Origin of the sequence: Oceanicoccus sp. KOV_DT_Chl (genome assembly GCF_900120175.1) — a bacterium.
Taxonomy (GTDB): Bacteria; Pseudomonadota; Gammaproteobacteria; order Pseudomonadales; family Dasaniaceae; genus Oceanicoccus.
On sequence record NZ_FQLF01000001.1, the window covers coordinates 638,796 to 660,599 of the forward strand.

The 21,804-nt window shown below is 45.8% G+C and carries 19 protein-coding genes and 2 pseudogenes; 15 read left to right on the forward strand and 6 right to left on the reverse strand.

Going from position 1 to position 21,804, the window contains the following annotated elements:
- The first annotated feature begins 133 nt into the window (after nt 1–133).
- The 6 genes and pseudogenes from UNITIG_RS02925 (at nt 134) to UNITIG_RS02940 (ending at nt 5,910) form a co-directional block, all read left to right on the forward strand.
- Nucleotides 134–1,288, forward strand: coding sequence for an efflux RND transporter periplasmic adaptor subunit (locus UNITIG_RS02925; RefSeq protein ID WP_159931062.1), 1,155 nt, complete (start codon nt 134–136; stop codon nt 1,286–1,288).
- A complete protein-coding gene (locus UNITIG_RS23955) occupies nt 1,285–1,584 on the forward strand; it encodes a hypothetical protein (protein WP_235015226.1) in 300 nt (99 codons plus the stop codon). The genes UNITIG_RS02925 and UNITIG_RS23955 overlap by 4 nt, the downstream gene beginning before the upstream one ends.
- Nucleotides 1,491–1,769 carry a hypothetical protein gene (locus tag UNITIG_RS24875; RefSeq protein ID WP_255399423.1) on the forward strand — a complete coding sequence of 93 codons (279 nt, stop codon included), beginning with the start codon at nt 1,491–1,493 and terminating at the stop codon, nt 1,767–1,769. Before UNITIG_RS23955 ends, UNITIG_RS24875 begins: the two co-directional genes overlap by 94 nt.
- Nucleotides 1,766–4,386 (forward strand): annotated as a pseudogene (locus UNITIG_RS02930) (efflux RND transporter permease subunit). Before UNITIG_RS24875 ends, UNITIG_RS02930 begins: the two are co-directional and overlap by 4 nt.
- Nucleotides 4,387–4,459: 73 nt before the next feature.
- Nucleotides 4,460–5,389 carry a sodium:solute symporter gene (locus tag UNITIG_RS02935; RefSeq protein WP_101757017.1) on the forward strand — a complete coding sequence of 310 codons (930 nt, stop codon included), beginning with the start codon at nt 4,460–4,462 and terminating at the stop codon, nt 5,387–5,389.
- On the forward strand, nt 5,377–5,910 hold the full coding sequence (locus UNITIG_RS02940) for a hypothetical protein (RefSeq protein WP_101757018.1): 534 nt from the start codon (nt 5,377–5,379) through the stop codon (nt 5,908–5,910). Before UNITIG_RS02935 ends, UNITIG_RS02940 begins: the two co-directional genes overlap by 13 nt.
- Nucleotides 5,911–5,914: 4 nt before the next feature.
- On the opposite strand, the gene UNITIG_RS02945 is transcribed toward UNITIG_RS02940, so the two are convergent.
- Entirely contained in the window at nt 5,915–6,748 is an 834-nt protein-coding gene (locus tag UNITIG_RS02945) for a PDZ domain-containing protein (protein ID WP_101757019.1), read from the reverse strand.
- A 337-nt stretch (nt 6,749–7,085) separates the two neighbouring features.
- Between UNITIG_RS02945 and UNITIG_RS02950 the strand changes: the two genes are divergently transcribed.
- Together UNITIG_RS02950 and UNITIG_RS02955 are read left to right on the forward strand one after the other, a co-directional pair.
- Nucleotides 7,086–7,952: a ParA family protein gene (locus UNITIG_RS02950; protein WP_101757020.1), complete on the forward strand. Its 867-nt coding sequence runs from the start codon at nt 7,086–7,088 to the stop codon at nt 7,950–7,952.
- Nucleotides 7,953–8,219: 267 nt separating this feature from the next.
- A complete protein-coding gene (locus UNITIG_RS02955; RefSeq protein ID WP_200821155.1) occupies nt 8,220–8,918 on the forward strand; it encodes a VPLPA-CTERM sorting domain-containing protein in 699 nt (232 codons plus the stop codon).
- A 94-nt stretch (nt 8,919–9,012) separates the two neighbouring features.
- Here UNITIG_RS02955 and UNITIG_RS02960 read toward each other — a convergent pair whose 3' ends face one another.
- From UNITIG_RS02960 to UNITIG_RS02975, 4 genes are all read right to left on the reverse strand, one after another.
- Nucleotides 9,013–10,641: a methyl-accepting chemotaxis protein gene (locus UNITIG_RS02960; protein ID WP_101757022.1), complete on the reverse strand. Its 1,629-nt coding sequence runs from the start codon at nt 10,639–10,641 to the stop codon at nt 9,013–9,015.
- 96 nt (nt 10,642–10,737) lie between these two features.
- A complete protein-coding gene (locus UNITIG_RS02965) occupies nt 10,738–11,352 on the reverse strand; it encodes a PDC sensor domain-containing protein (RefSeq protein ID WP_101757023.1) in 615 nt (204 codons plus the stop codon).
- 240 nt (nt 11,353–11,592) lie between these two features.
- Entirely contained in the window at nt 11,593–12,972 is a 1,380-nt protein-coding gene (locus tag UNITIG_RS02970) for an MATE family efflux transporter (protein ID WP_101757024.1), read from the reverse strand.
- Nucleotides 12,973–13,146: 174 nt separating this feature from the next.
- On the reverse strand, nt 13,147–13,695 hold the full coding sequence (locus UNITIG_RS02975) for a glutathione peroxidase (RefSeq protein ID WP_101757025.1): 549 nt from the start codon (nt 13,693–13,695) through the stop codon (nt 13,147–13,149).
- Between the two features lie 179 nt (nt 13,696–13,874).
- On the opposite strand from UNITIG_RS02975, the gene UNITIG_RS02980 reads away from it, so the two are divergent.
- The 7 genes and pseudogenes from UNITIG_RS02980 to UNITIG_RS03005 all read left to right on the forward strand — a co-directional run bounded on the left by UNITIG_RS02980 (nt 13,875) and on the right by UNITIG_RS03005 (nt 20,421).
- Nucleotides 13,875–15,569: a carbon-nitrogen hydrolase family protein gene (locus tag UNITIG_RS02980; RefSeq protein WP_101757026.1), complete on the forward strand. Its 1,695-nt coding sequence runs from the start codon at nt 13,875–13,877 to the stop codon at nt 15,567–15,569.
- A 107-nt stretch (nt 15,570–15,676) separates the two neighbouring features.
- The gene (locus tag UNITIG_RS24880) at nt 15,677–15,811 is read left to right on the forward strand and encodes a hypothetical protein (RefSeq protein ID WP_255399424.1); all 135 of its coding nucleotides are present in this window, start codon (nt 15,677–15,679) and stop codon (nt 15,809–15,811) included.
- A 151-nt stretch (nt 15,812–15,962) separates the two neighbouring features.
- Nucleotides 15,963–16,410 (forward strand): annotated as a pseudogene (locus UNITIG_RS02985) (DUF3833 domain-containing protein).
- Nucleotides 16,411–16,477: 67 nt separating this feature from the next.
- A complete protein-coding gene (locus UNITIG_RS24885) occupies nt 16,478–17,380 on the forward strand; it encodes a tRNA(Met) cytidine acetyltransferase TmcA domain-containing protein (protein ID WP_101757027.1) in 903 nt (300 codons plus the stop codon).
- Entirely contained in the window at nt 17,374–18,657 is a 1,284-nt protein-coding gene (locus UNITIG_RS24890) for a GNAT family N-acetyltransferase (protein WP_101757028.1), read from the forward strand. Before UNITIG_RS24885 ends, UNITIG_RS24890 begins: the two co-directional genes overlap by 7 nt.
- 214 nt (nt 18,658–18,871) lie before the next feature.
- Nucleotides 18,872–19,429, forward strand: coding sequence for a hypothetical protein (locus tag UNITIG_RS03000; RefSeq protein WP_235015227.1), 558 nt, complete (start codon nt 18,872–18,874; stop codon nt 19,427–19,429).
- A 290-nt stretch (nt 19,430–19,719) separates the two neighbouring features.
- The gene (locus tag UNITIG_RS03005) at nt 19,720–20,421 is read left to right on the forward strand and encodes a hypothetical protein (RefSeq protein WP_101757029.1); all 702 of its coding nucleotides are present in this window, start codon (nt 19,720–19,722) and stop codon (nt 20,419–20,421) included.
- 199 nt (nt 20,422–20,620) lie between these two features.
- Here the strand turns inward: UNITIG_RS03005 and UNITIG_RS03010 are convergent, their stop codons facing one another.
- On the reverse strand, nt 20,621–21,772 hold the full coding sequence (locus UNITIG_RS03010) for a glycerol-3-phosphate dehydrogenase/oxidase (protein ID WP_101757030.1): 1,152 nt from the start codon (nt 21,770–21,772) through the stop codon (nt 20,621–20,623).
- Nucleotides 21,773–21,804: the final 32 nt, after the last annotated feature.

Sequence of the window (21,804 nt, forward strand, 5' to 3'; positions counted from 1 at the left end):
ACTTAACAAATATAAACTTTTATCGAGTTTGCTTTGAGTTATGCTGCCGCCTAATTACAACGATAGGGTAGCCGCTGGTCGTAACTATTGATGGATCGTGGTCGAGTAGTAAACACTAAAGATGGGGTATGGGATGAAATCTCGCAGTAAATGGCTGTTGGTAGTAACTGCCTGTGTGGCAATTACGGTAGTGCTGGCAGGGATTAAAACGCTGCAAATTCGAGCGGCAATCGCCAAGGGCAAGGCTTTTGGAGAGCCTAAAGAAGTGGTAGAGCTCGCTCATGTGACCCAATTGCAATGGCAGCCAACCATTACAGTGACTGCTGAGGTGAAAGCGCTTCAGTCCGTAGAGTTGAGTAATGAGTTTGGTGGTCGTGTTGTTGAGATAGGTTTTGCAGCCGGGGAGCTGGTTAAAGAAGGGCAATTATTAGTTCGCTTGGATACCACCGAAGAACAAGCGCAATTAGCCGCAGCCAAGGCTGATGCCGAGCTGGCAGCCCTTGCGCTGGCGCGCAATCAGAAATTAGCTAAATCCGGTGTTGCTTCAGAGGAGGCTAGAGATCAAGCATTGGCTCAGCGCAATGCAGCCGTTGCCAGCGAAGATCGCTTGCGAGCAATTATTGATAAGAAAACGTTACGTGCCCCATTTACTGGAATGGCCGGTATTTTTGAGTTGGAAGTAGGGCAATTTCTTCAGGCAAATACAGTGATAACCAAGCTGATCGGCAACAGTGATCAAGTTTGGCTGGATTTCAATCTACCACAACAGCAAGCAACGCTAGTGGTTGGGGATACCGTTACCGTCACCAATATCAAATCAAGAAATAGTCAATCCAGTGCAGACTTTACAGCAACCATTATTGCGAAAGATTCATGGGTAAACCCGCGTTCAGGTAATTTACGCTATCGAGCCATTGCAGATAATACTCAAGGGCGAATCTACCCTGGTACAGTCGTTTCTCTGGCCGTAAATGTTGGTGAGCCACGGCAGGTGATGAGAGTGCCAATGACATCTATTCGCTATGATGCCTTAGGCCCCAATGTCTACGTCCTGGAAGCTGCAGAACCTGGAGCTAAGGCACCTGATCGGGCGCAAAAACGGCCAGTTGTGTTGGGTCCAGAGCAAGACCAGCAAGTGGTTATACTCTCTGGTTTAAATATTGGTGAGCGGATCGCGGGTAACGGCGCCTTCAAGTTGCGCAATGGGTTGTTGGTAACCGCTGTCGATAAGCAAGCACAGCCAGCTAGTGGTGAGGCGGTTAGTGAGAATCAGGAACAAATCCAATGACTGAGATGACGGAAACTAACGTTATCCATAAACCGTCGATTATGGATGTTTTTGTGCAGCGGCCAGTGCTATCAATAGTGATTTCTTTAGCGCTGGTGCTTATCGGCGTGCGCGCCGCTATGAGCTTACCTGTTTTGGAATTTCCTCGTATCGAAAGTGCTGCATTGATTATTAATACCCGTTTGTTGGCGCACCTGCTGAAGTGGTTGAGGGGTTTATCACTGAACCTATTGAGCGAATTGCCGCCACAGTGCCCGGTGTCGATTTTATCGACTCGAATACTACAGCGGGCATGAGTACTGTCAATGTCTGGTTAAAACTCAATCAGAATAGTACTGATGCCTTGTCCGAGCTTTCTTCGCGATTAAGTCAGATTCGATTTGAGTTACCTACCGGGCGGAAGATCCTGCCGTTTCAGTCAGGCGAGCAGATAGGCCGATCGCTGGTTTTTATTTGGACGTACCGCTTACTGCCGGCATGACCAGAGCGGAGACAACTGACTATCTTAGCCGTCGAGTTACGCCGATACTTAATTCTATTCCCGGTGTACAAAATGTTTCCTTTGAAGGTGGTCGCATGCCTGCCATGCGAGTCTGGATGGATCCTGAGCGCTTGGCGATGTTTAATCTCAGTGCTAAGGATGTGGAAGATGCGCTAAAGAAAAATAATATTATCGCCACGATTGGACGCAGTGAGAATAGTTCTCAGCGCATCGATTTGATGGTGGATACTTCATTGCAATCGGTTGTCGATTTTCAGCGTATGGTTATTACGGAGGTCGATAATGCGGTGATTCGTTTGGGAGACGTGGCCCGTATTGAAATAGGCGAAGAAGAAGGCACCGTGAATGCCATGCTTAATTTACAAGATGCAGTATACCTCGGTATTTGGCCTTTGCCAGGGGCTAACGAAATTGATATCGGTGACCGCCTCTATCAAACATTGGATGAAATTAACGCGACCTTACCTGACGGTATGCGAATTGGTATTGGCTACGATGTCACCAGTTATATGCGCGATGCTTTGCGTGAAATTTTTATCACTTTAATTGAAACTGTGGTGCTGGTTGGTATTGTCGTTGTCGTTTTTATGGGGTCTTTACGGACCGCACTAGTCCCTTTAATTACTATCCCTATTTCATTGTTAGGTGCCATTGCCGCTATGTCCCTAATGGGATTTTCATTAAATTTATTGACTGTGTTGGCAGTTGTCCTGTCGGTGGGTTTAGTGGTAGATGATGCCATTGTGGTGGTGGAAAATGTCGCCCGTTTTATGCGTGAAGGCATGACCAGAACCCAAGCAGCATTAGCGAGTTCCCGACAATTATTGTCACCAATAATCGGCATGACTATAACGCTGGCTGCAGTCTATGCACCTATTGGTTTTTTGTCTGGATTAACCGGAGTCTTGTTTAAAGAATTTGCTTTTACCCTGGCCGTAGCAGTGTTGATTTCCGGGGTGGTGGCATTAACCTTGTCGCCGATCATGAGTGCCTATGTTTGTCCTGAAGGTGGCCATGAAGGCAAATTTACCAAAGCAGTTAATAGTTGGTTTTCCCGTATCCAGAATTTTTACGGTCGTGTGCTGGATATGACTTTGCAATCAAGACCGCAGGTATTGACCATTGCGGTTTATTTTTCAATTTTGATCATTCCGTTGTTTTTATTATCACAACAGGAACTAGCTCCTACTGAAGACGAAAGTTCAATTATGGTAATCACATCTGCTCCACCGGATGCATCACTTGAATATACCAGTCGTTATATCCGTGAGGTTATTGCGACGATGCAAACCTTACCTGATACCTTTGGTATGTGGGAAATTGTTCAACCTGGTGGCGGCTTTGGTGGTATGGAGTTCGTTGATTTTGGATTACGTGATCAGTCTGTGCATGATATGTTGCCGGAAGCTTTTCAAAAATTAAATCAGGTAACCGGGGTTAAGGCGTTTCCTAATCTAGGCTCGGCTTTACCTACTGCAGGTAATTTCCCTGTTGAAATAGTGATTATGTCGGCGGACTCTGCGGAAGAAATGTTTCCCTATGCTGAAAAGTTGGTGGCTGCGGCTTTTGCCAGCGGTAAATTTATGTTTGCCGCTACTAATTTACAGATCGATTTGCCACAGGGGCGTTTTCAAATTGATAAAGATCGAGTGGCAGATCTTGGTATGAGCCTATCTGATGTCACTAAGCAAATGGGTCTGCTGTTATCAGGAAATTTTGTTAATCGCTTTGATTTGGATGGCAAAGCATACCGGGTTATTCCCATGGTCGAGAAAAGTGGCGCCCGGATGCGGATGCTTTGTTGGATATGAAAATTCGTACCCCTAATGGTGATGAAGTCGCTTTGTCTAGTATCGCCACGCTGGAGAAAAAATCGGCGCCTCGGTATCTCAGTAAGTTTCAGCAAAAAAATTCTTTTAGGGTCTATGGCCGGAATTTACCTGGTACTACCAAGGAGCAAGCGTTAGCGGCATTGGAGCAGGCCGCTGAGGAGATCATGCCTGCTACCTACTCAATTGATTATGCGGGTGAGTCCCGTCAACTACGCCAGGAAGGAAATACCTTGATTGGTGTGCTAGCTATTGCATTGGCTTTTGTATTTATGGTGCTGGCTGTGCAGTTTAATAGCTTTCGCGATCCATTAGTGGTGTTGCTGGGTTCTGTGCCACTCGCATTTTCCGGCGCATTGTTATTTACTTTTCTCGATTTAACCACGATTAATATTTACTCACAGGTCGGTTTCATTACGCTGGCAGGGTTGATCGCCAAGAATGCGATTTTGATTGTTGAGTTTGCTAATCAGTTACAAGTACAGGGTCGCGATAAATTGGCGGCGATTAAAGAGGCTTCTATGATTCGGTTGCGTCCAGTATTAATGACCACCGGGGCCACAGTGCTAGGACATTTTCCGCTGGTGTTGGTGTCAGGCGCCGGTGCAGAAGCTCGTAACAGCATAGGAATTGTGTTAGTCGCCGGTATGATGGTGGGTACGTTATTTACCTTGCTAGTATTGCCCAGTGTTTATATGTTGCTGGCATCCAAACATAGTCCTAAAACCAAGACTGCGGATGATATCGTACCTGTGGTAGCGGCATAGCATAATAGCGATGCCGCGAGGTTTCATGCTAGTCTGGAAATAATAATAACGTCAGATAGCTGGAAAAGTATTCATGGCTGTTTCTCCCCATTGGTGGTTTATCGCGCTGTATAGTGCATCACTTATTTTGATTGGTTGGTTTGCGGCCCGTAATAGTAAGGAGTCTTCGCTTAAAGATTATTATCTGGCGGGTGCAACACTGGGTCCATTGCCGTTATTTTTTACCCTCTATGCCACTAACTATAGTGGTGGTTCTTTATTCGGTGTGCCTGGGAAAGCCTATCACACTGGATTAGAAGGGGCGTCAATGATAGTCGGTTTGTTTGGTGTCGGCTGCGTGCTGTTGGCTTATGCGCCTAAACTTTATCGGTTGGCTAAAGCGCATCATTTTTTAACACTGGGTGATTTTATTCGCTGGCGCTACCAGTATCCGCCGTTGCTTTGGATGGTGAATGCATTAGCGGTGTTTTCTTTAATCGCCTACGTGCTTTCTAATTTGTTAGCGGTAGGATTATTATTAGAAACCTCCAGTGATGGTGCTATTAGTTTTGCCGTTGGGGTGATTGCTGTTGCGATCATTATGGCGATATATGAAAGCCTCGGTGGTATGCGCTCAGTGGTATGGTCCGATATTATTCAGGGTATTTTATTATTGTTGGGCGCGCTGGTTGCTTGTGCCTGCGCTTTTATGTTTGAGCCGAAAGCGATGCCAGCATTATTAGAGGCATTAGCGAAAGAACAGTCAAAATTGGAGAGTGGTCACTTTCCTGTGGTCAGCTTTATTAGTTTATCGATAGTGATAACGTTTGCCGCCTGTGTATACCCGCAAAAGATTCAACGTATTTATGCGGCAAAAAATATAGGTACTACGATCAAAGCCTATAAAATCATGTTGTTTATGCCGTTGATTACGCTGTTGCCGCTGACGTTGGTGGCGATGTCAGCTCCTGCCTGGGTGCCGGCCTGGAGGGACGCGATAGTGAGCGCGTTATGCTCTATGTGATTGCGCAGCTGGATCCATTTATTTATGGTGCCAGTCATTTGTTAACGCTTTACTTGGCGGCTGGTATCGCCGCCATCATGTCTACCATTGATTCTGCCTTGCTCACCCTCGGCTCGATGATTACACACGAAGGTATTCGGCCCAATAAGCCACACTGGTCGCAAGCAAAATTACAAACCCTGGGTAAGATACTGAGCTGGGCATTAATGGTGCCGATGGTGGTGGCGGCAATTTATTTGCCCAGTTCAATCTGGTCGTTGTTAGTCTTTATGTTAGAGACTATGTTGCAATTAGTGCCTGCGGTAATTGTCGGTGTGTGGTTACCACAATTGCAGGGACGGGCTGTTTTCTGCGGTATGGTGATGGGATTAGTAATAACTCTGGGGTTGAAATTAACGGCTAACTGGTCGATGCCGCTGGGTATTCATTCCGGTTTATGGGGTGTCATAGTGAGTTTGACGATTGCTTTAGTCATGAGTCTTAAGTCTGTAGCTGGGCGCTCAGTGAAGTTGACAACGTAATGAACTAGTTAGGCTTACCTGTCGTAGGTTTCAGCCGTGCGCCTAAAATACCGCGGGCTAGATAAAGGCTTAATACTTCTTCGCCACGCTGTATTTCAACGTTTATCATTTCCCCGGCTTGGCCTTGTCTGGTTTTCTGGTAGAGGCTCTGGGGGTTCAGTATTTTCTCTCCGGCATAGCTAAGTATGAGGTCGCCGGCTTGAATGCCGACAGCAGCAGCGGGGGAGTCAGGTAATATATCGGACACTGCTACGCGATTTTTTTGTTTATAGGCGTAAAGCATGCGGTCATAGTTCACTTCCCCTAAATCAGCGCGCAGTTTGCTATCGATAGCTCTGATCTGTGCATACAGTTTCCCCGCTTCTATACGTCCTTCTCTGTCTTTAGTGGTTCTGGCGACGCGATTTTGTAGTTCCAGTTTTTCCAGCTCGGCCCGATTAGAGAGTTCTTTAATGATGTTAATGGCTGCTGGGTTAATTCCTAGATCTAACAGTCGCTGCTGGTTAAACCAAAGCTCTCTCGGAGAGTTTTCCGTTACAGTTTTTTCAGGCGGTGTTGTATTTCTATCTATGTCGGCGAGTAAGTCTTCCATCAGTTGTAGTTCATACTCCAGCGCTTCACGAATTTGTTGCTCTGCAGTGAGTTGCCGTTTCAGGTCAATAACAGTTTGTTGCAGTGCTTGGTTGTTGCCATTGCCGGGGCTTGCTTGCAGAGTGTTGTCTGTAATTGCTGGGCTTGGCGTTGCCGGCACAACTCTGCTTGGTGGCCAACTGAGTATTATCAGTGTTATTACTGATCCTGTAGCGGCTGCGATTAATTGTTTTACAGGGTGATACATAGAGTGGGCTCAACAATGAATGATGCATTGGCTGATTTTTCGTCAGCATTTTTGAAACAGCAGTTGAAAGTTGTAAGGCGCTTAGTCTTGAAATGATAGCCGAAATTGAAAGTAGTTTCGTCATTGCGATGCTATTCGTGCAAGTGATACTGTCAATTTTTCGTCCAAGTTGAGTGAAACTGGAAAAAAGATTGAAAAAACAGCAATTTACTGTCGACCTGACAGGCTATAGCGCATAAAATACCCAGCCAGCTGATAGCTACTTTAACGCACAGCGGTGGCGTTAAAAATAATTAAAAAAGTACGACACAAAATAAAACGCTAAGGATCTGAGCCAATGATAAGAGTAGTGTTCAACCAGAAAGGTGGGGTTGGGAAGTCGAGTATTACCTGCAATTTAGCTGCGATTAGTGCCAGTAGAGGTTTTAAAACCTTGGTGGTCGATTTGGATGTTCAGGCCAATAGTAGTTATTATCTGGGCCATGAGCAGCCGTTAAATCTTGCCTACGCACATGATCAGGGCCATAAAATGCTTAGCGAAGGCTCCATCGTCGGGCTGTTCAAGCAATCCATTGATCTATTCACTCCAAAGCAAAATCCGATGGATTATGTGGTGGATACGCAATTCGAAAATTTGTATCTAATGGCATCGAGTCCAGCCCTAGATTTGATGGAGCGAGAATTAGAGTCGCGCTACAAAATTTATAAACTGCGCGAAGCTTTACAAGAACTCAATAAAACCTTCGAGCATATCTATATTGATACTGCTCCGGTATTTAATTTTTACAGTAAGTCGGCGTTGATAGCCGCTAACAGTGTCTTGATCCCATTCGATTGCGACACTTTTTCTAGGCAAGCACTTTATGGTTTGATGCAAAATGTGATTGAGCTGCAAGAAGATCACAATCCAGATCTGCGTATTGGTGGCATTATTGTGAATCAATTTAATAAGCAGGCACGTTTTCCTAAATCCTTAGTCGCAGAATTAATTAATGAAAGTTATCCTATCCTGTCTAGTTATATTTCGTCGTCAGTTAAAATGAAAGAGTCTCATGCATTGCAAACCCCGTTGGTGTATCTGCACCCAACGCATAAGTTGTCACTGGAGTTTGATCGTTTGTACCGGGAGTTAGCTGGTGAGCCGGCGATTAAGCGGGAGGAGATACCTCAAGAGCAGCGTGTAGCCTCGCTATTTATTCAGTAGTGATAGCGTGGCATCAGCTTCCTATGGTCTTGGCTTGATTGATTTAAAAAGAAGCTTGTGCGGCTTATCCGGTTTGTGTTATTTTTGATCAGCCCATTCTTATTGAGTTGTTTTGATTGAGCTAACAATAAATTTAATAAAAAATTGTAGTGTTCGCCATAACAATAGGCTATCTCCCTAAGCCAAGTAAGCCACTCAAGCTCATCTATTGCTGAACTGGTTTTACAGTATATGTGACGCTAACAATAATAATATGGATATGGTGCGATGATGAACCTCGAGAAAAAATCTGCTGGCAAGGCAGTGGCTTTGGCCTGTGTACTGGCATGCAGTGTGCCTGCTTATGCCATTAGTATTGGCACTTACAGCCTTGGTAATCACTCAGACGGTAGCGAAAGCCCGCCAGCTTATGGCTTGCGGCTGGATGGTTTGCTGACTGGTGCTAGCAACGAAGAATATACCTTCGACTTCGATCACGCCCTCAGTAATATGACACTTACCTATGATGGGACAACCGTGGTTATAGATGGTGCCGCTTATGGTGGTGAGGATATTGGTAGCGGCTATCAAGTGGGTACCACTGCGGTCTGGGACATTCATTTCGAGTATATAATCGGCGTAAGTCAACCTGGTGATGGCGGTCTGGACGATGTGCGTGTTGATACCGATTACAATAATTTTGGTAGCCTTTCGAGCTCACTGGGTACTTTTGAACTGGCTGACAAGGCTGATGGTAGCAATATGTCATTTCGCTTTGGCGATGAGTCGGGTAGTGGCCACCGCGGTGAGCCCGGTATTTCCGGCTGGGGTTGGTTGCGTCATGGTACCGATTGCGTCAACGAGAGCGATTGCGTCAATGTCCAGTACAGTGATTGGCTTTTTACTGCCAGTCCGGTACCGGTACCTGCAGCCGCTTGGTTATTTGGTAGTGCCTTAATTGGTTTGGTTGCGGTAAAGCGTAAATAAACAGTTTTCAAACGTTAATAAAAAAGGCCCCAACTTTGGGGTCTTTTTTTTGGCATGCGGAGCAGTATTTATAGTGTTTGCGACATGCCGGTGTTTATAGTTTAAAGCTGCCGACCTGGCTCATGAGCTCATTGGATGCGCCACCTAACGATTGGCTGGCCAATGCTGTGTTTTCAGCGTTCGTCGAAGCGGAAGTGGATTGTTCATGAATCGCGGTTAGGTTGCGGTTAATCTCTTCACTCACAGCGGTTTGTTGTTCAACTGCAGCGGCAATTTGTAGAGCCATATCAGTTATTAATTCCACTGAGGCATTAATCTCTTGCAATGAGCTGCCTGCTTCATTGGCGATATCGACGGATGCCATTGCGGAGGTGGCGCTGACTTCCATTTCGGCAACGGCATCGTTAACGCCAACTTGAAGTCCTTCAAGCATTTTTTGAATATCAGTGGTCGAATTCTGAGTTCTACTGGCTAGCGTTCTTACTTCATCGGCCACTACTGCAAAGCCTCGACCTTGCTCGCCAGCTCTGGCTGCCTCGATAGCAGCGTTTAGGGCAAGCAAGTTGGTTTGCTCGGCAATGCTGCGAATCACATCCAGTACTGAAGTTACCCCGGCAACCTGCTGCTCAACTTCCTTGATAAGGTTGGAAACGCTATTGACCTGTTCAGACACTGCCTTGATCTGGCTGACCGCCTGTTTGACAGTGGACAGTCCTTTCGCGCTTAACTCTGACGCACTGCGGGCCTGTTCTGCGGTGCGGCTGGTATTGCCAGAAATCTCGGCATTGGCAGCGGACATTTGATGAACAGCACTGACTACCATTTCCAGTGCTTCATTTTGAATTTGCAATGAATGCTGGGTAGCTGTTGAAATACCTGATAGTTCTCCGGAGGAGTGTGCAACTCTTTCGGAACAACTTTTAGTGTTACTTACCATGATATGTAATTTTTCTAAAAAGAAATTAAATTTGCTGGCAAGGGCGCCTAGTTCATCGGTGCTTGGTGCATCAATTCGCGTGGTGAGGTCGCCGTTACCTGACGCGAGGCCCTCAACACTTTTGGCGATTAGCAGTAACGGTCTGGTGATCAGCGGTGGCACAAATAGAATCATCACAAGGCAGATCACCAGACCGGCAATTAGCGCGCTAACAAGCTGAATACTGGCTTTGCTGGCACTGGTAATGGCATTGTCGGTGTAGAACTCAGATTTTTTTATCTGCGCTTCCTGAATAACATCAATCAGATCGCGGAGCAGGTTGAAGTCACGAGTACTATCTTGTTGGCTTATCTGTACCGCTCGACTAGTGTTGCCAGCATCCAGCGCTGAAAGCACACTTTGAGTGGTTTTATACCATTGCTGATAGAGTTGGTTGAATTGTTCTGCATAGTTATTTGATGGGTCTAGTTCACCCAGGCTAATAGCCTGATTAAACCGTTGTTTAGTCTGGGCCAGATTTTCTTTGTGAGCCTGGCGCTGGCTGCTGTCATTCTTATTGATATAGACCAGCGATCGCTCTGCGACGAGGGCCTGATAAAGATCTCTATCTGCCTGGAGTAATAAATCAATTTGCCGGAGAAACACGTTGCCCACGATATCGGTGTTATGGGATATCTGCTTGGATATTGAAATACCCAGACCAGAGCTTAAGCAGAAAATCAAGCCGACTAGTATTATCGGAAGACTGATTTTCCAGCGAAAAGCCATATTTCGATACCAGTTCATAAATTCTCCTTGATGCAGAATGGATCAATTGTGATGTGATGGTGTGATTTAACTCTATCGGTCGAAGCGCAGTTACCTTTAAGGTTTAGGTTAGATCTAGGGCTTTTGCCAGTCCTCGGGTGGTTTTGATTGCGCAGTATTGCCACACAAATTTCTGAATTCGATGATCTGCGAGTTAAGGCCAACCACTAACACACCAATGGCCATGTGGGGATGTTGCTGGTCATTACTGAAGACCGGGACGGCTATCTTTACCAAAATAGAATCAGTACTGGCATCGTGATATGAATTAATAATATGAAACTGTCCTTTTGTTAGATTAATAGTTTTTAAAAACTGCGCTTCATCGCCCTGATAATAATCGCTGGTACGAGCAGTACTAGCGACTAAACCCCCATTTAGGCCGATTAAAAAGCCTTCTCCGACTAAGGAAACTTGATTGATATAAGCCTGGATCAAGCGACTAACCGGGTTGCCAAGTAAAGATTTGAGGAGTGTTGAATCATTGCCGAGTGATGGCCATAGGGTATCGATAGTAAGGGGGGCAGTGTTGTTTTGCTGATTGAAAATTTGGAGCTGATCAATAATAACAGGGTGTCTGGAGAGCTTTATGACTGAGGGTGCAAGGCAGTCTGCCTGGTTGTTAACGAAATTTTCTGCATGAGCTAGTGTACAAGCTGAAAAAAGGAGACTGATTGCGACTCGTAACATACGCGTCCTTGAATATGATCTTGTGCTTATGGCAGTAAAAAATCCAGCGTTTAGTGTTGAAGTCCAATAAAGGCAATCCGGTGGGTTTGTTTAGCCGCAGGTAGATTTAATATAGTGAGGAGCTCTACAAGTTGCAAGTTAACTGCTGTTTATGTTTTACGCGAGTGTGTTGGTAGCGTCATTCTTTTTGGTTGAGCTGCAGCTCGCTCGCCAGTGCGGTGTTGGCGATGAACGTCGCAGCTACAACGATTGCGACGAATGCTGTCGTTGGTGAGCTTTACGCAATTGCTGGAGGTGCCAAAACGCCATCCAAACCCCTGCAGTTGCGAATAGCATGCCGCCTACAGCTTGACCTATCAATACGCCATTAGCTTGTGCTAATTGACCACCGACAATGACAAAGGGCAGGGTGCCTACGGTGGATTTGCCAACATTAAACCAGGTCGCATACATGGGCTTCCCTAGATTATTAAACGCTGCGTTGGAAATAAATTGGGCGCCGTTAAACATAAAAGTAATGGCGAGCCAGGTGCAAAATAACTCCATTAATTGCGCGGCTTCACCCTGTAATTTGAATAAATCAATAATCGGTTGTTGAAGTATGAATAAAAACAATGACACTAGAGAGACGTAGGCAATATTAAAATACAACGAGTCGCGAAGGGTTCGGTAAATACGGTCAAAGTTATAGGCGCCGAAGTTTTGGCCGATGATAGGCGCAATCGCCCCAGACAGTGAAAAAACCAACGCAAATGCGACGGGGGAAATTCTACCGACAATCGCAAAACCTGCAACATAAGCGCTGCCATAGGTTGCCACTGCTTTAATCACAATCGCGTTGCCAATGGGCGTTGACATATTAGTGAGCATAGCCGGCCCCGCAATTTTGAAAATGGGTTTTAGATCTTCAAAAAAATCGGCTAATACAAATCGCTTCATTAGCTTGTGCTTATTGGTTACGCCATAAAAAGCTAATATCAGTACTACTATACGACCTATCAGAGAAGCAACTGCTGCACCTTCAACTCCCCAGGCCAGAGCAAAAATAAAAATCGGATCCAGTACCGCATTAACGGCGCCGCCACTTAGAGTGGTCAGCATTGATAGGCGGGCATCGCCAACAGCTCTCAATGCGGCCGACATAGCCATACCGGTGGCTAGAATGGGGAGTGACGGAAGTAGTATTTGTAAGTAGCTGACGCCAACATCCAGCGCACCGTCGCTGGCGCCAAGCAAACCTAGTAGTAGTGGCAAGTTCACCCAAATAATCGCTGCCAGTACACTGGTGAGTAGCAGCGCAAGCGTTGCAACATTAACAACGTAGCGGCGCGCCTGTTCGACATTGCGTTGGCCGATCATTCGCGAGACTAGTGCCGCCATTGAAATGGTGATGCCAATACTGAGCGAGACTGTAAAAAATGACAGGCTGGCAGCAAAGCCAACGCCGGCAATAATATCATCGTTATCGAGCATACTGAGGAATAGGATGTCGACCAGGTCAACCAGAAATACGCCTACCAAACCCAGTGCACTTGTCGTAGTCATTACCCAGATATGGCGTATGATCGAGCCACTGAGAAATTTAGCGGGCAAGGTGCTGGCGTTAGCAGGATTGCTCATGAATACACAGTCTTTTAATTATTATCTTTGGCAGTTGAAAAGCTTACTGGATACAGCGGTAGGTGCAAAGGCCGGTTATCATAACATGATAAACCGGCGGCAGGTTATGTGTGAGGTATGAACCATGTATGGCGGGTTGAATCGGACAAAAAATAAACGACAGTCTCAGGCCGCTTAGATGCCAAGTGCTTGCTTAACGGTTTTTTCAAGATCGCCGCCTAAAGGTAGTTCTCTTGATCCATAGGTAGCAATGGCTTGACCGTCTTTATTAACGACATATTTATTAAAGTTCCAGCGTGGAGCGGATCCGGTTTGTTCTGCCAATGCTTTAAACACCGGGTTGGCCGTGTCGCCTTTGACACTGGAGGTGCTCAGCATTTGAAAGGTAACGCCGTAATTGATGTAGCAAACATCTGCGGTCTTTGCCTCGTCTTTATGTTCTTGCCGGAAATCATTGGAGGGAAACCCCAGCACTACCAGACCTTGGTCTTTATATTGTTGGTGTAATTGTTCCAGTTGTTTAAATTGAGGGGTGAAACCACAGTTACTAGCCGTGTTAACCATGACGATGACCTTTCCTGCATAAGCATCGCATAGATTGATAGATTCCTCTGATCGCAATTTACGAGTGTCGTAGTCAAGCAATGAGTTACAGTTAGCAAATGCTGTAGAGCCGCTTGATATCAGCAATAGAGTCAATAGAGCATGCTTGATAGCATTCATGGTTGGGTTCCTTTTTATGAATTACATAAGTATTGACTCTTACGTGTCTATTTAGCTTATGGATTAGTTAAGATTTGTTTGTTCACAAGTCACTTGATTGACTTGACCTTAGTGTCATCGTTAAATCTGTTTTCATTTTAATGACTCAGCATAGCAGTTGAATAGATACAGGATTTCTTATGGCAAAGTTACGTGTGGCAAGCACCCAGTTTCGTACCGGTAATGATGTGGGCGCCAATCTCGCTACTTGGTTGCAATTGATTGATGATGCTGCGGATGGTGGTGCGAAGCTTGTGGTGGGGCCAGAGTTTGGTAACCATACCAGTTTTTATGGTGATAAAGACCATGCCTGGCAGGTGGCACTGACCGATGGCAGTGATTATTTAAAGGCGATTCAGGCGAAAGCCAAGCAACGAAAGATCTTTGTGGTGTTTAACAGTACCTTTCGAGGCGAGCAAGCGCCCACAGTGTATATTCGTAATTTTCTCATTGGCGCTGATGGTGGATTGATCGGTAGCAATGACAAGCAAATATTAATGGGTGGCGAGGCTGAAAACTTAGCGAGGGCTACTCAAGAAGGGCAGGTTTTTGAAACTGACATTGGTCGTATCGGGATGATGTCTTGTCTCGAAGGAGTCCCACCAGAGGCGGCAAGGAATTTAGCCTTAAGAGGCGCTCAAATTATTACCAATAGCCACAATTCCTGCGCATTGGATGAACCTTATTTTCATATTCCAGTGCGTGCTGCAGAAAATCATGTCTGGGTGATTGCGTCAGGTAAGGTCGGCTATATTTGTGTTGATGAAGTGGTAGAGCCGCTGGCGGATCAAGTCGGTATCCCTAAACATTTAATCACCGCCTTGGGTGAAAATTGCATATACGATCCACAAGGCCAGTCATTGGCGCAATTTGAAACCCACCAGGCCGGGTTGATTTTTGCGGACATTGATGTTGCTGACGCAGATAATAAAAGCTGGTTGGATGGACATTTAATTACTGATCGGCGACCTGAATTATATGCCGCGGTAGCCGGGCCGGCGTTTACTTTTGAGGGCAGTGCTAAACCACCAATTGAAAGTGCTATTGTGCAAATGCGCAGTGATCGTCCGGTCAGGGACAATATGGATCGAGCTTTGGATTTGATTGCCGATGCCGCGCAAAATGATAGCCGTTTAATTGTGCTGCCGGAATTGTGCATTTTTGATCGTGGCTGGATACCTAACCATACGGCTGAGGCGCTGGAGTTATCTGCTGATTTTCAAGCTGAGCTTATGCAGCACTGTAAAAAATTAGGCGTCTATGTCGCCGCATCGATCGTCACCGAGGATGATGGCGCAAAACACACGGCGATACTAATCAGTGATCAAGGTAAGGTTATTGGCAGTTACCAGCAAACCCATATACCACAAAGTTATCGCGTCTGGTGCAGCGCCGGTGATGATTTGCCTGTATTTGATACAGCAATCGGGCGAGTAGGTTTTATGCTCGGCTATGATGCAGTATTCCCTGAAGTCGCTACCGTGCTGGCCAGAAAGGGAGCAGAAATTATTTTACACCCCACTGCCTGGAACTTTGATTGGGAGCCGCGTTTGTCGATGCCGGAGCGGGCCGCTGAAAACCGTGTGAGTATTTTATCTGCCTCACGGTTTGATGCAGCGATTAAGCGCGGTGGATTAATAAACCCGATGTCAAAATCAATCCCTTTACGGGCTAGGGACTTGAACCCTATTTGGCCAGTTGAGGCGCCCTATGATCGCGACTGTTATATCAGTAAAACTGTTTATCCTGAGCGTTCAAGGAATAAGGACTTGATTGGTTTTGACTTACAACAAGGACGCAGGCCTGAGTTGTATGCTGAAATTATTAAAGTATAAGTCAGGATTAGACCTATCGGAGTTTACGGTTAACTATTATCAGCAATGATTGCAGCTGCCAGAGATTGGCAGTGGGCAAATATGTTGGTGTTCATTGAGGGATACTCATGAGTACATCCAAATATCGAGGGGTTGCAAAAAAGCCACCCTGCAAGCATTGTATCCGTGCTCGTTGGATTCTGACGGTGCTTATATTGGCGACGATGTTGGTTGTCTTGTATCTGGATCAATCTGCTGCCTAGCAATCCATCTTCGCGAGCTGCGACGTATAGTTTTTATGTTTAATAACGTTGGGTCATTATTGTGATGAATAAATTAAGTCTTACTTGCTATGTAATGGTTGTCGCATTGCTAGCCGCCTGCTCTTCGGTAACAGTCTCTGACTATGAATCAATGCGGCCGGTGTTAAGCGCAGAACAATTTTTTGATGGGCAATTAACAGCTCATGGTGTAGTTAAGGATAGGTCCGGCAAAGTGATTCGCACGTTTAATGCCGATATAAAAGCCTATTGGCAGGATGGGGTGGGTACTCTGGAAGAGGATTTTGTTTTGATGATGGTGAGCAGCAGCGTCGGGTATGGACTTTAACGCCTGCTGGTAATAATCGTTATATTGGTACCGCCGGTGATGTGGTGGGGAGTCAGTAGTTGCTGTCGCCGGGAACAGTATGTTTCTGGAGTATGTGTTACGAGTGCCCTATAACGATGGAACAATTGATATCACCATTGATGATCGTATGTATTTAGTGTCGCCGACAGTGCTGCTGAATGAATCCAGAATGAGCAAGTTTGGTGTTGATGTGGGTGCTTTGCTGTTGGTAATTGAAAAGCGCGGCAATTAGGCTGGCGGGATTGAGTCGGGGTTGTTAATCTTGCGTTCACCAACGAACTATGGATTAAGTGACAATCTTGCCAGATAACGCTGCGATAGTATCGGCTATACAATTATTAAAATCCGCCGCTGAAGTCAGTCGCCAACGGCGTTTACTAGTGCTTGCTGGCGATAAAGAGTGGTCATCTGCGGTGATCGCTGAGTATTTAGCGGAAGCCGCAGAAACTATAGTCTCTTCAAAATTGGTCTGGATAGGCGAACAACCAAACCTGCCGCAGCTGCAATCAATGCCCTCATCCAAAGCCAGACAGTTACTCGGTCAGGAAGTGGAATTACTGATTTATGATGGTTGGTCCGGTATTGATGCTGATGCCCTGGCTGCTAGCAGCGGTGCTATTGCTGGTGGGGGTTTATTCATATTGCTGCTACCCACATTATCCTCATTAACAGCCTTCCTTGATCCACAGTACCAGCGTTTATTAGTTTATCCCTATACCCTTGAACACATTAATGCGCGTTTTTTAGCGCGTTTACAGCACTATATTGCGACGGATAAAGCGTTGCTATTAATTGAGCAGGGACAGGCAGTACCACAGCAAAAAATTCCCGTTAAGACGGCTTCTCCCCTTATAGCATCCCCCGATCATTGTTTAACTGCCGATCAAAGTCAGGCAGTGGCTGCAATCATGAGTGTTCAACGAGGGCACAGTCGGCGGCCACTAGTGATTAGCTCCGACCGTGGTCGTGGTAAATCTTCAGCTCTAGGAATTGCCGCTGCAGAATTATTAGAACAGGGCATTCAAACCATTACTGTTACTGCCCCCAGTCGTCAGTCGGTGGTGGCACTGTTTGATCAAGTCTCCAGGTTGCTTGGTGTCGATTCAGCGAATAAAAACAGTATTAATTATCATCAGTCTCAATTGATTTTCGCCGCCCTGATGAACTCATCAGCAATAAGCCCAATACCGATTTATTGTTAGTAGATGAAGCTGCGGCTATTCCGGCAGCCATGCTTGAAGCCATGTTACGGCACTATAATCGAGTGGTTTTTGCAACCACAGTTCATGGCTATGAAGGAACAGGCAGGGGCTTTGATATTCGATTCAAGCAAACGTTGACCGAGCTTCGCCCGCAATGGAAAGCGTTAGAGTTGAATCAGCCGATACGCTGGGCGCAGGATGATCCGCTGGAACAATTTTTATTTGAGGCGTTGCTATTAAATGCGCAAGCTGTGCCGTTAACGGCGCTGGCGGGGTTAGTACCTCAACGATGTGTTATTGAGCCAATCAACCGCGATGATTTGCTTACTGATCATCAGAGTTTAAACGAATTATTTGGTTTATTAGTTCAGGCTCATTACCAAACAACGCCCAATGATTTAAGAAATTTATTGGATGGCCCTAACATTTCGATTTGGGTTAGCCGTTTTCGAGGACATATTGTAGCGGCAGCGCTGTTAGCTCGTGAAGGCGGTTTTGAAGAAGCCTTGTCGCAGGCAGTTTATCAAGGAGCGCGTCGGCCACGAGGGCATTTATTAGCGCAAAGCCTCTCTGTACATGCCGGTTTTCCGCAGGCCGCGCAAATGACTTATCAGCGGGTTATGCGTATTGCTGTGCATCCGCAGGCGCAACGTCAAGGTATTGGCCGGCAATTACTTAACGCAATGATTGATCATACGCGTAACGCCGGGGTGGATTTTATCGGTTCAAGCTTTTCTGCTACTGCTGATGTATTAGCGTTTTGGCACAGTGTTGGTTGTGTGCCAGTGCGCTTGGGTGTGAGCCGCGACGCGAGTAGCGGTTGCCACTCGGCGCTGGTGTTATCTGCGTTGTCGGAGGATGCCCAGAGCATGCTACTGAATCTTCGTGATCGTTTTGGTAAGCAGTTTCCATTATTGCTAGCCAGAGGATTTAACACGGTAGATTTTACTGTCGTAGAGCAGTTACTACGCGGGCTGGATAGCGGCATGGTACTCGACCAGCAGGATTGGATGGATGTCGAAGCATTTGCCAAAGGTTACCGGCAATATGATATGTGTTTACCAGCGCTGCTGAAGTTGCTATGTGTTTCGATTGTAGGTGAGGGGTGGGGCGTAAACTTGTCTACATTGCAGCGACGAATATTGATTGAGTGTGTATTACAAGGGCGTACATTGGATCAGTTGGTCAGGTCATTACAACTGAGCGGTAAGCGTGCGGTGTTAGAAGAGTTGCGGGCAGCCATTGGTTCCCTTTGGTCGCAGTTGATAACAGCTTAGTTTTATTAGCCAGTAGGCGTTGCATTAAAATTGAGTAGTTTTTACGCACCGAACAGCTTTGGTTGCTACTGGCCTTAATAGAACTTTTGACGGTTGCATTGATGGGATCCTTGCCATAAATTGCTGAATTCTTATCAAACTAGTGGTGCCAGCCTATGCTCCTTGCCTGGAATGGCTGATACCTCAGTTAACAACAATATATATCGAGATTACTATGACAGAACAAGCTGTAAATTATGATGACGTTAAACGCTATCGATTAGACCCTGACCGTGAGCAGGAATTAGTTAATAGTGGTGGTGAGTGTACTTTTATCTGGGCAAATAAAGCAGGGCATCCTCTTGGGGTTACTACTGCCTACGTTCCGGTTGATGGCAAAATCTGGATGACTGCGACCCGAGAGCGAGTTCGAATCAAAGCGATCGCCAGAGATGGGCGTTCATCGATTGTTATTACCAGTAAAGGCACGCCAATGGGTGGCGGTAAAACTGTCACCTATAAAGGGCATACGGTAATACATGATGATCAGAAGACGAAATTATGGATGTACGGGTTACTTGCTGCGGGTATGCAACAAGAAGCTCGCCAGGATAAAGATAATGCATTCACTAGTGGTATTGATCCGGCTATGTTTATTCGTTTTCTTGATACCCCGGAGCGAATCGTACTGGAGTTTACGCCGGAAATGTCGATTCCTTTTGATGGCGATAAAATGGCCGAAGGTACAGCGCAAGCTTATGCAGAATTTGCAGCTGAAGATGCGAAAAAGTAATTTTGATGTAATCGTTATTAACATCATGCCGTGGTCAAATGCGGCGAATGTGTAGCCTTCATAAACGCTATAGCGTGATTGTTCTCGTTGTTTAGTTCGCATTGTATTCAAGGTGGCCATGCGTAATTACCTGTGATGATCCATGCCCAGTAAATATTAATTTCATTGAGGTCCATTCGAAAGCAGGCACCAGGCGTGTATGCATGCGCTTGAGTCTTTGCTCGTAGTCATTGTTGCCAGTATTTGTTTCATAGAATTTATAATAATCACTAAAATTAGGAGAAGTATCGATGTTCCTTAAATTAACTGCAGTATTCACAGCCATTACTTTATTCAGTCTTACAGGTTGTGGCGGTGGCGGTGGCGGCGGTGGTGGCAATGAACCAGTTGCCGCTCCTACTGAGAACGAGGCTGAAGAGACTGTCACGGCAGAAGAAAACGATAGATATATTATTTTAGATAATTATGACCCCATTGATGGGTCTGAAGGGAATGTTTATAACGTTAGTAGTGTATCTGGAGAGCAATACTCAAGTTATTTTTCAATTGATAGCGGTACTATTATCAATGCTATAAGCTGGGCTGGCATTGCACAAAATAGTTCAACGCTTGATGGACAAGTGGCAACATTTATTGTCAGGGTTCACTCTGGCGATATACTCCCTTCTGATAGCCCGGTGGCAGAGGCGGTTGTTTTGGCGAGCGCCTCCCTGTTAGGTTCTTCAGCATTTGGTTCAGTCTACGAGTTTTCATTTCAAGACAGTACTATCTTTACTCTTACCCCAGGCGATTACTGGCTTTCGATAATTGATCCTGAAACAGAAAATATTGGTTTCTTATGGCCAGTTGAAAGAGACTCTGCGTCCACAACCAGAGGTAATGGTGGAGCTTTTAGATCGACTGAAGCATCCAGTTGGAGGACTATTAATAATGGTGTTCCAGCGCGTGAAGCTCGAGGTAGGAATGTATTAATTGAAGGTGTATTACAATAATTTTGATTGCTACAGTGATTCTTAACAAAGCCAGGCCGACCTTGGTATCTTAGTATCGCTGCCTGCTTTAAGTATCTAAATACACTCATTGAGGTTGGTGTTAGTTGTGAGTTTGTCAGCTATTTTTTGTCAATACCACAGTACTCTGTTTAGGATGAACGCTGTCTTATCATTTTAAGCGTTTAGGACTTTGGCTATGTTATACCAGGTGCAAACTTTTAGTATCGGCAACTGCCGTCCGTTTTCCTAGTTGTGCCTTAATGATGGTAATGACTTTTTCAGCAGTATGGCGATAGGTGGTCAACTTGCCACCATATAAGCTTAGTAAACAAGGGTGGTGACTGTCAGTGTGCAGAATACATTCCCGAGGACGAGAAAACGCGGGTGACCTTCCAATGGGTAGTACCCGTATACCAGCAAATTCATCGATAACGGTGAAGCTATTGTCTGGAAAATAATAGCGCACAGTGGTTAATAGATATTCCCGTTCCTGCTCAGATACCGCCACAGTTTTTGGATCGCCGTTAAAGTTTTGTTCAGTGGTGCCCAGCAAGCTATGTTCACCCCAGGGCAGTAAAAAAATAGCGCGTTGATCCTGTGGCGATTCTAGATAAAAAGCGTCTGTTGATATTCTTTCGCGTAAAATTAAATGGCTACCTTTAACCAGTTCGCATGCTAGCTGTTCAGTCGAAGGGGTAACGGATGTTAGTACTTGATTGACCCATGGGCCGCTACAGTTGACCACAAAGCTGCTCTGGATTTGGTTAAGGACTTCGCCTTCCTTTATCATTAGTTGGTAACCATCACTGTACTTTTCAATTCCAGTCACTGTTGCCGGGCAGCAAGTTTGCGCGCCTAGTGCTTGCGCTGAATCTACAACCGCCTGTGTTAGCTGCGTATCATTTGTCTGGCCGTCACTGTAACTAAATAGCGATTTTAGTCCTTTCTTTTTTAAACCAGGCGGGGGCGGGGTGCTCCAGCTAAACCGTGACATTGAAGTAAACCCTGAAAGGATGGCATAGAGTGTTAAACCAAAAAATAGTTGCCAGGGCCTACGTGTAGTTGTTGAGTATACCGGTATATGAAAACGCAAAGGATGCGCTAATGATGGTGCCAGTCGTAATAGCCGGTTGCGTTCTTGCAGGCTTTCTCTGACCAGCCCCAGTTGCGCTGTTTCAAGATACCGCAAGCCACCATGTAATAATTTGCTGGAGCGACTGGAAGTCCCTGCTGCCCAATATTGGTGCTCTATAATAAGCGTTTTATAACCCGCGGCAGCGGCAGCTTGTGCAACACCTGCGCCGTGAATGCCGCCGCCTATCACGACTACTTCGTACTGATTATCTGTCATTGCTGAGTATTCTCGGAGTAGTGCATCTATTC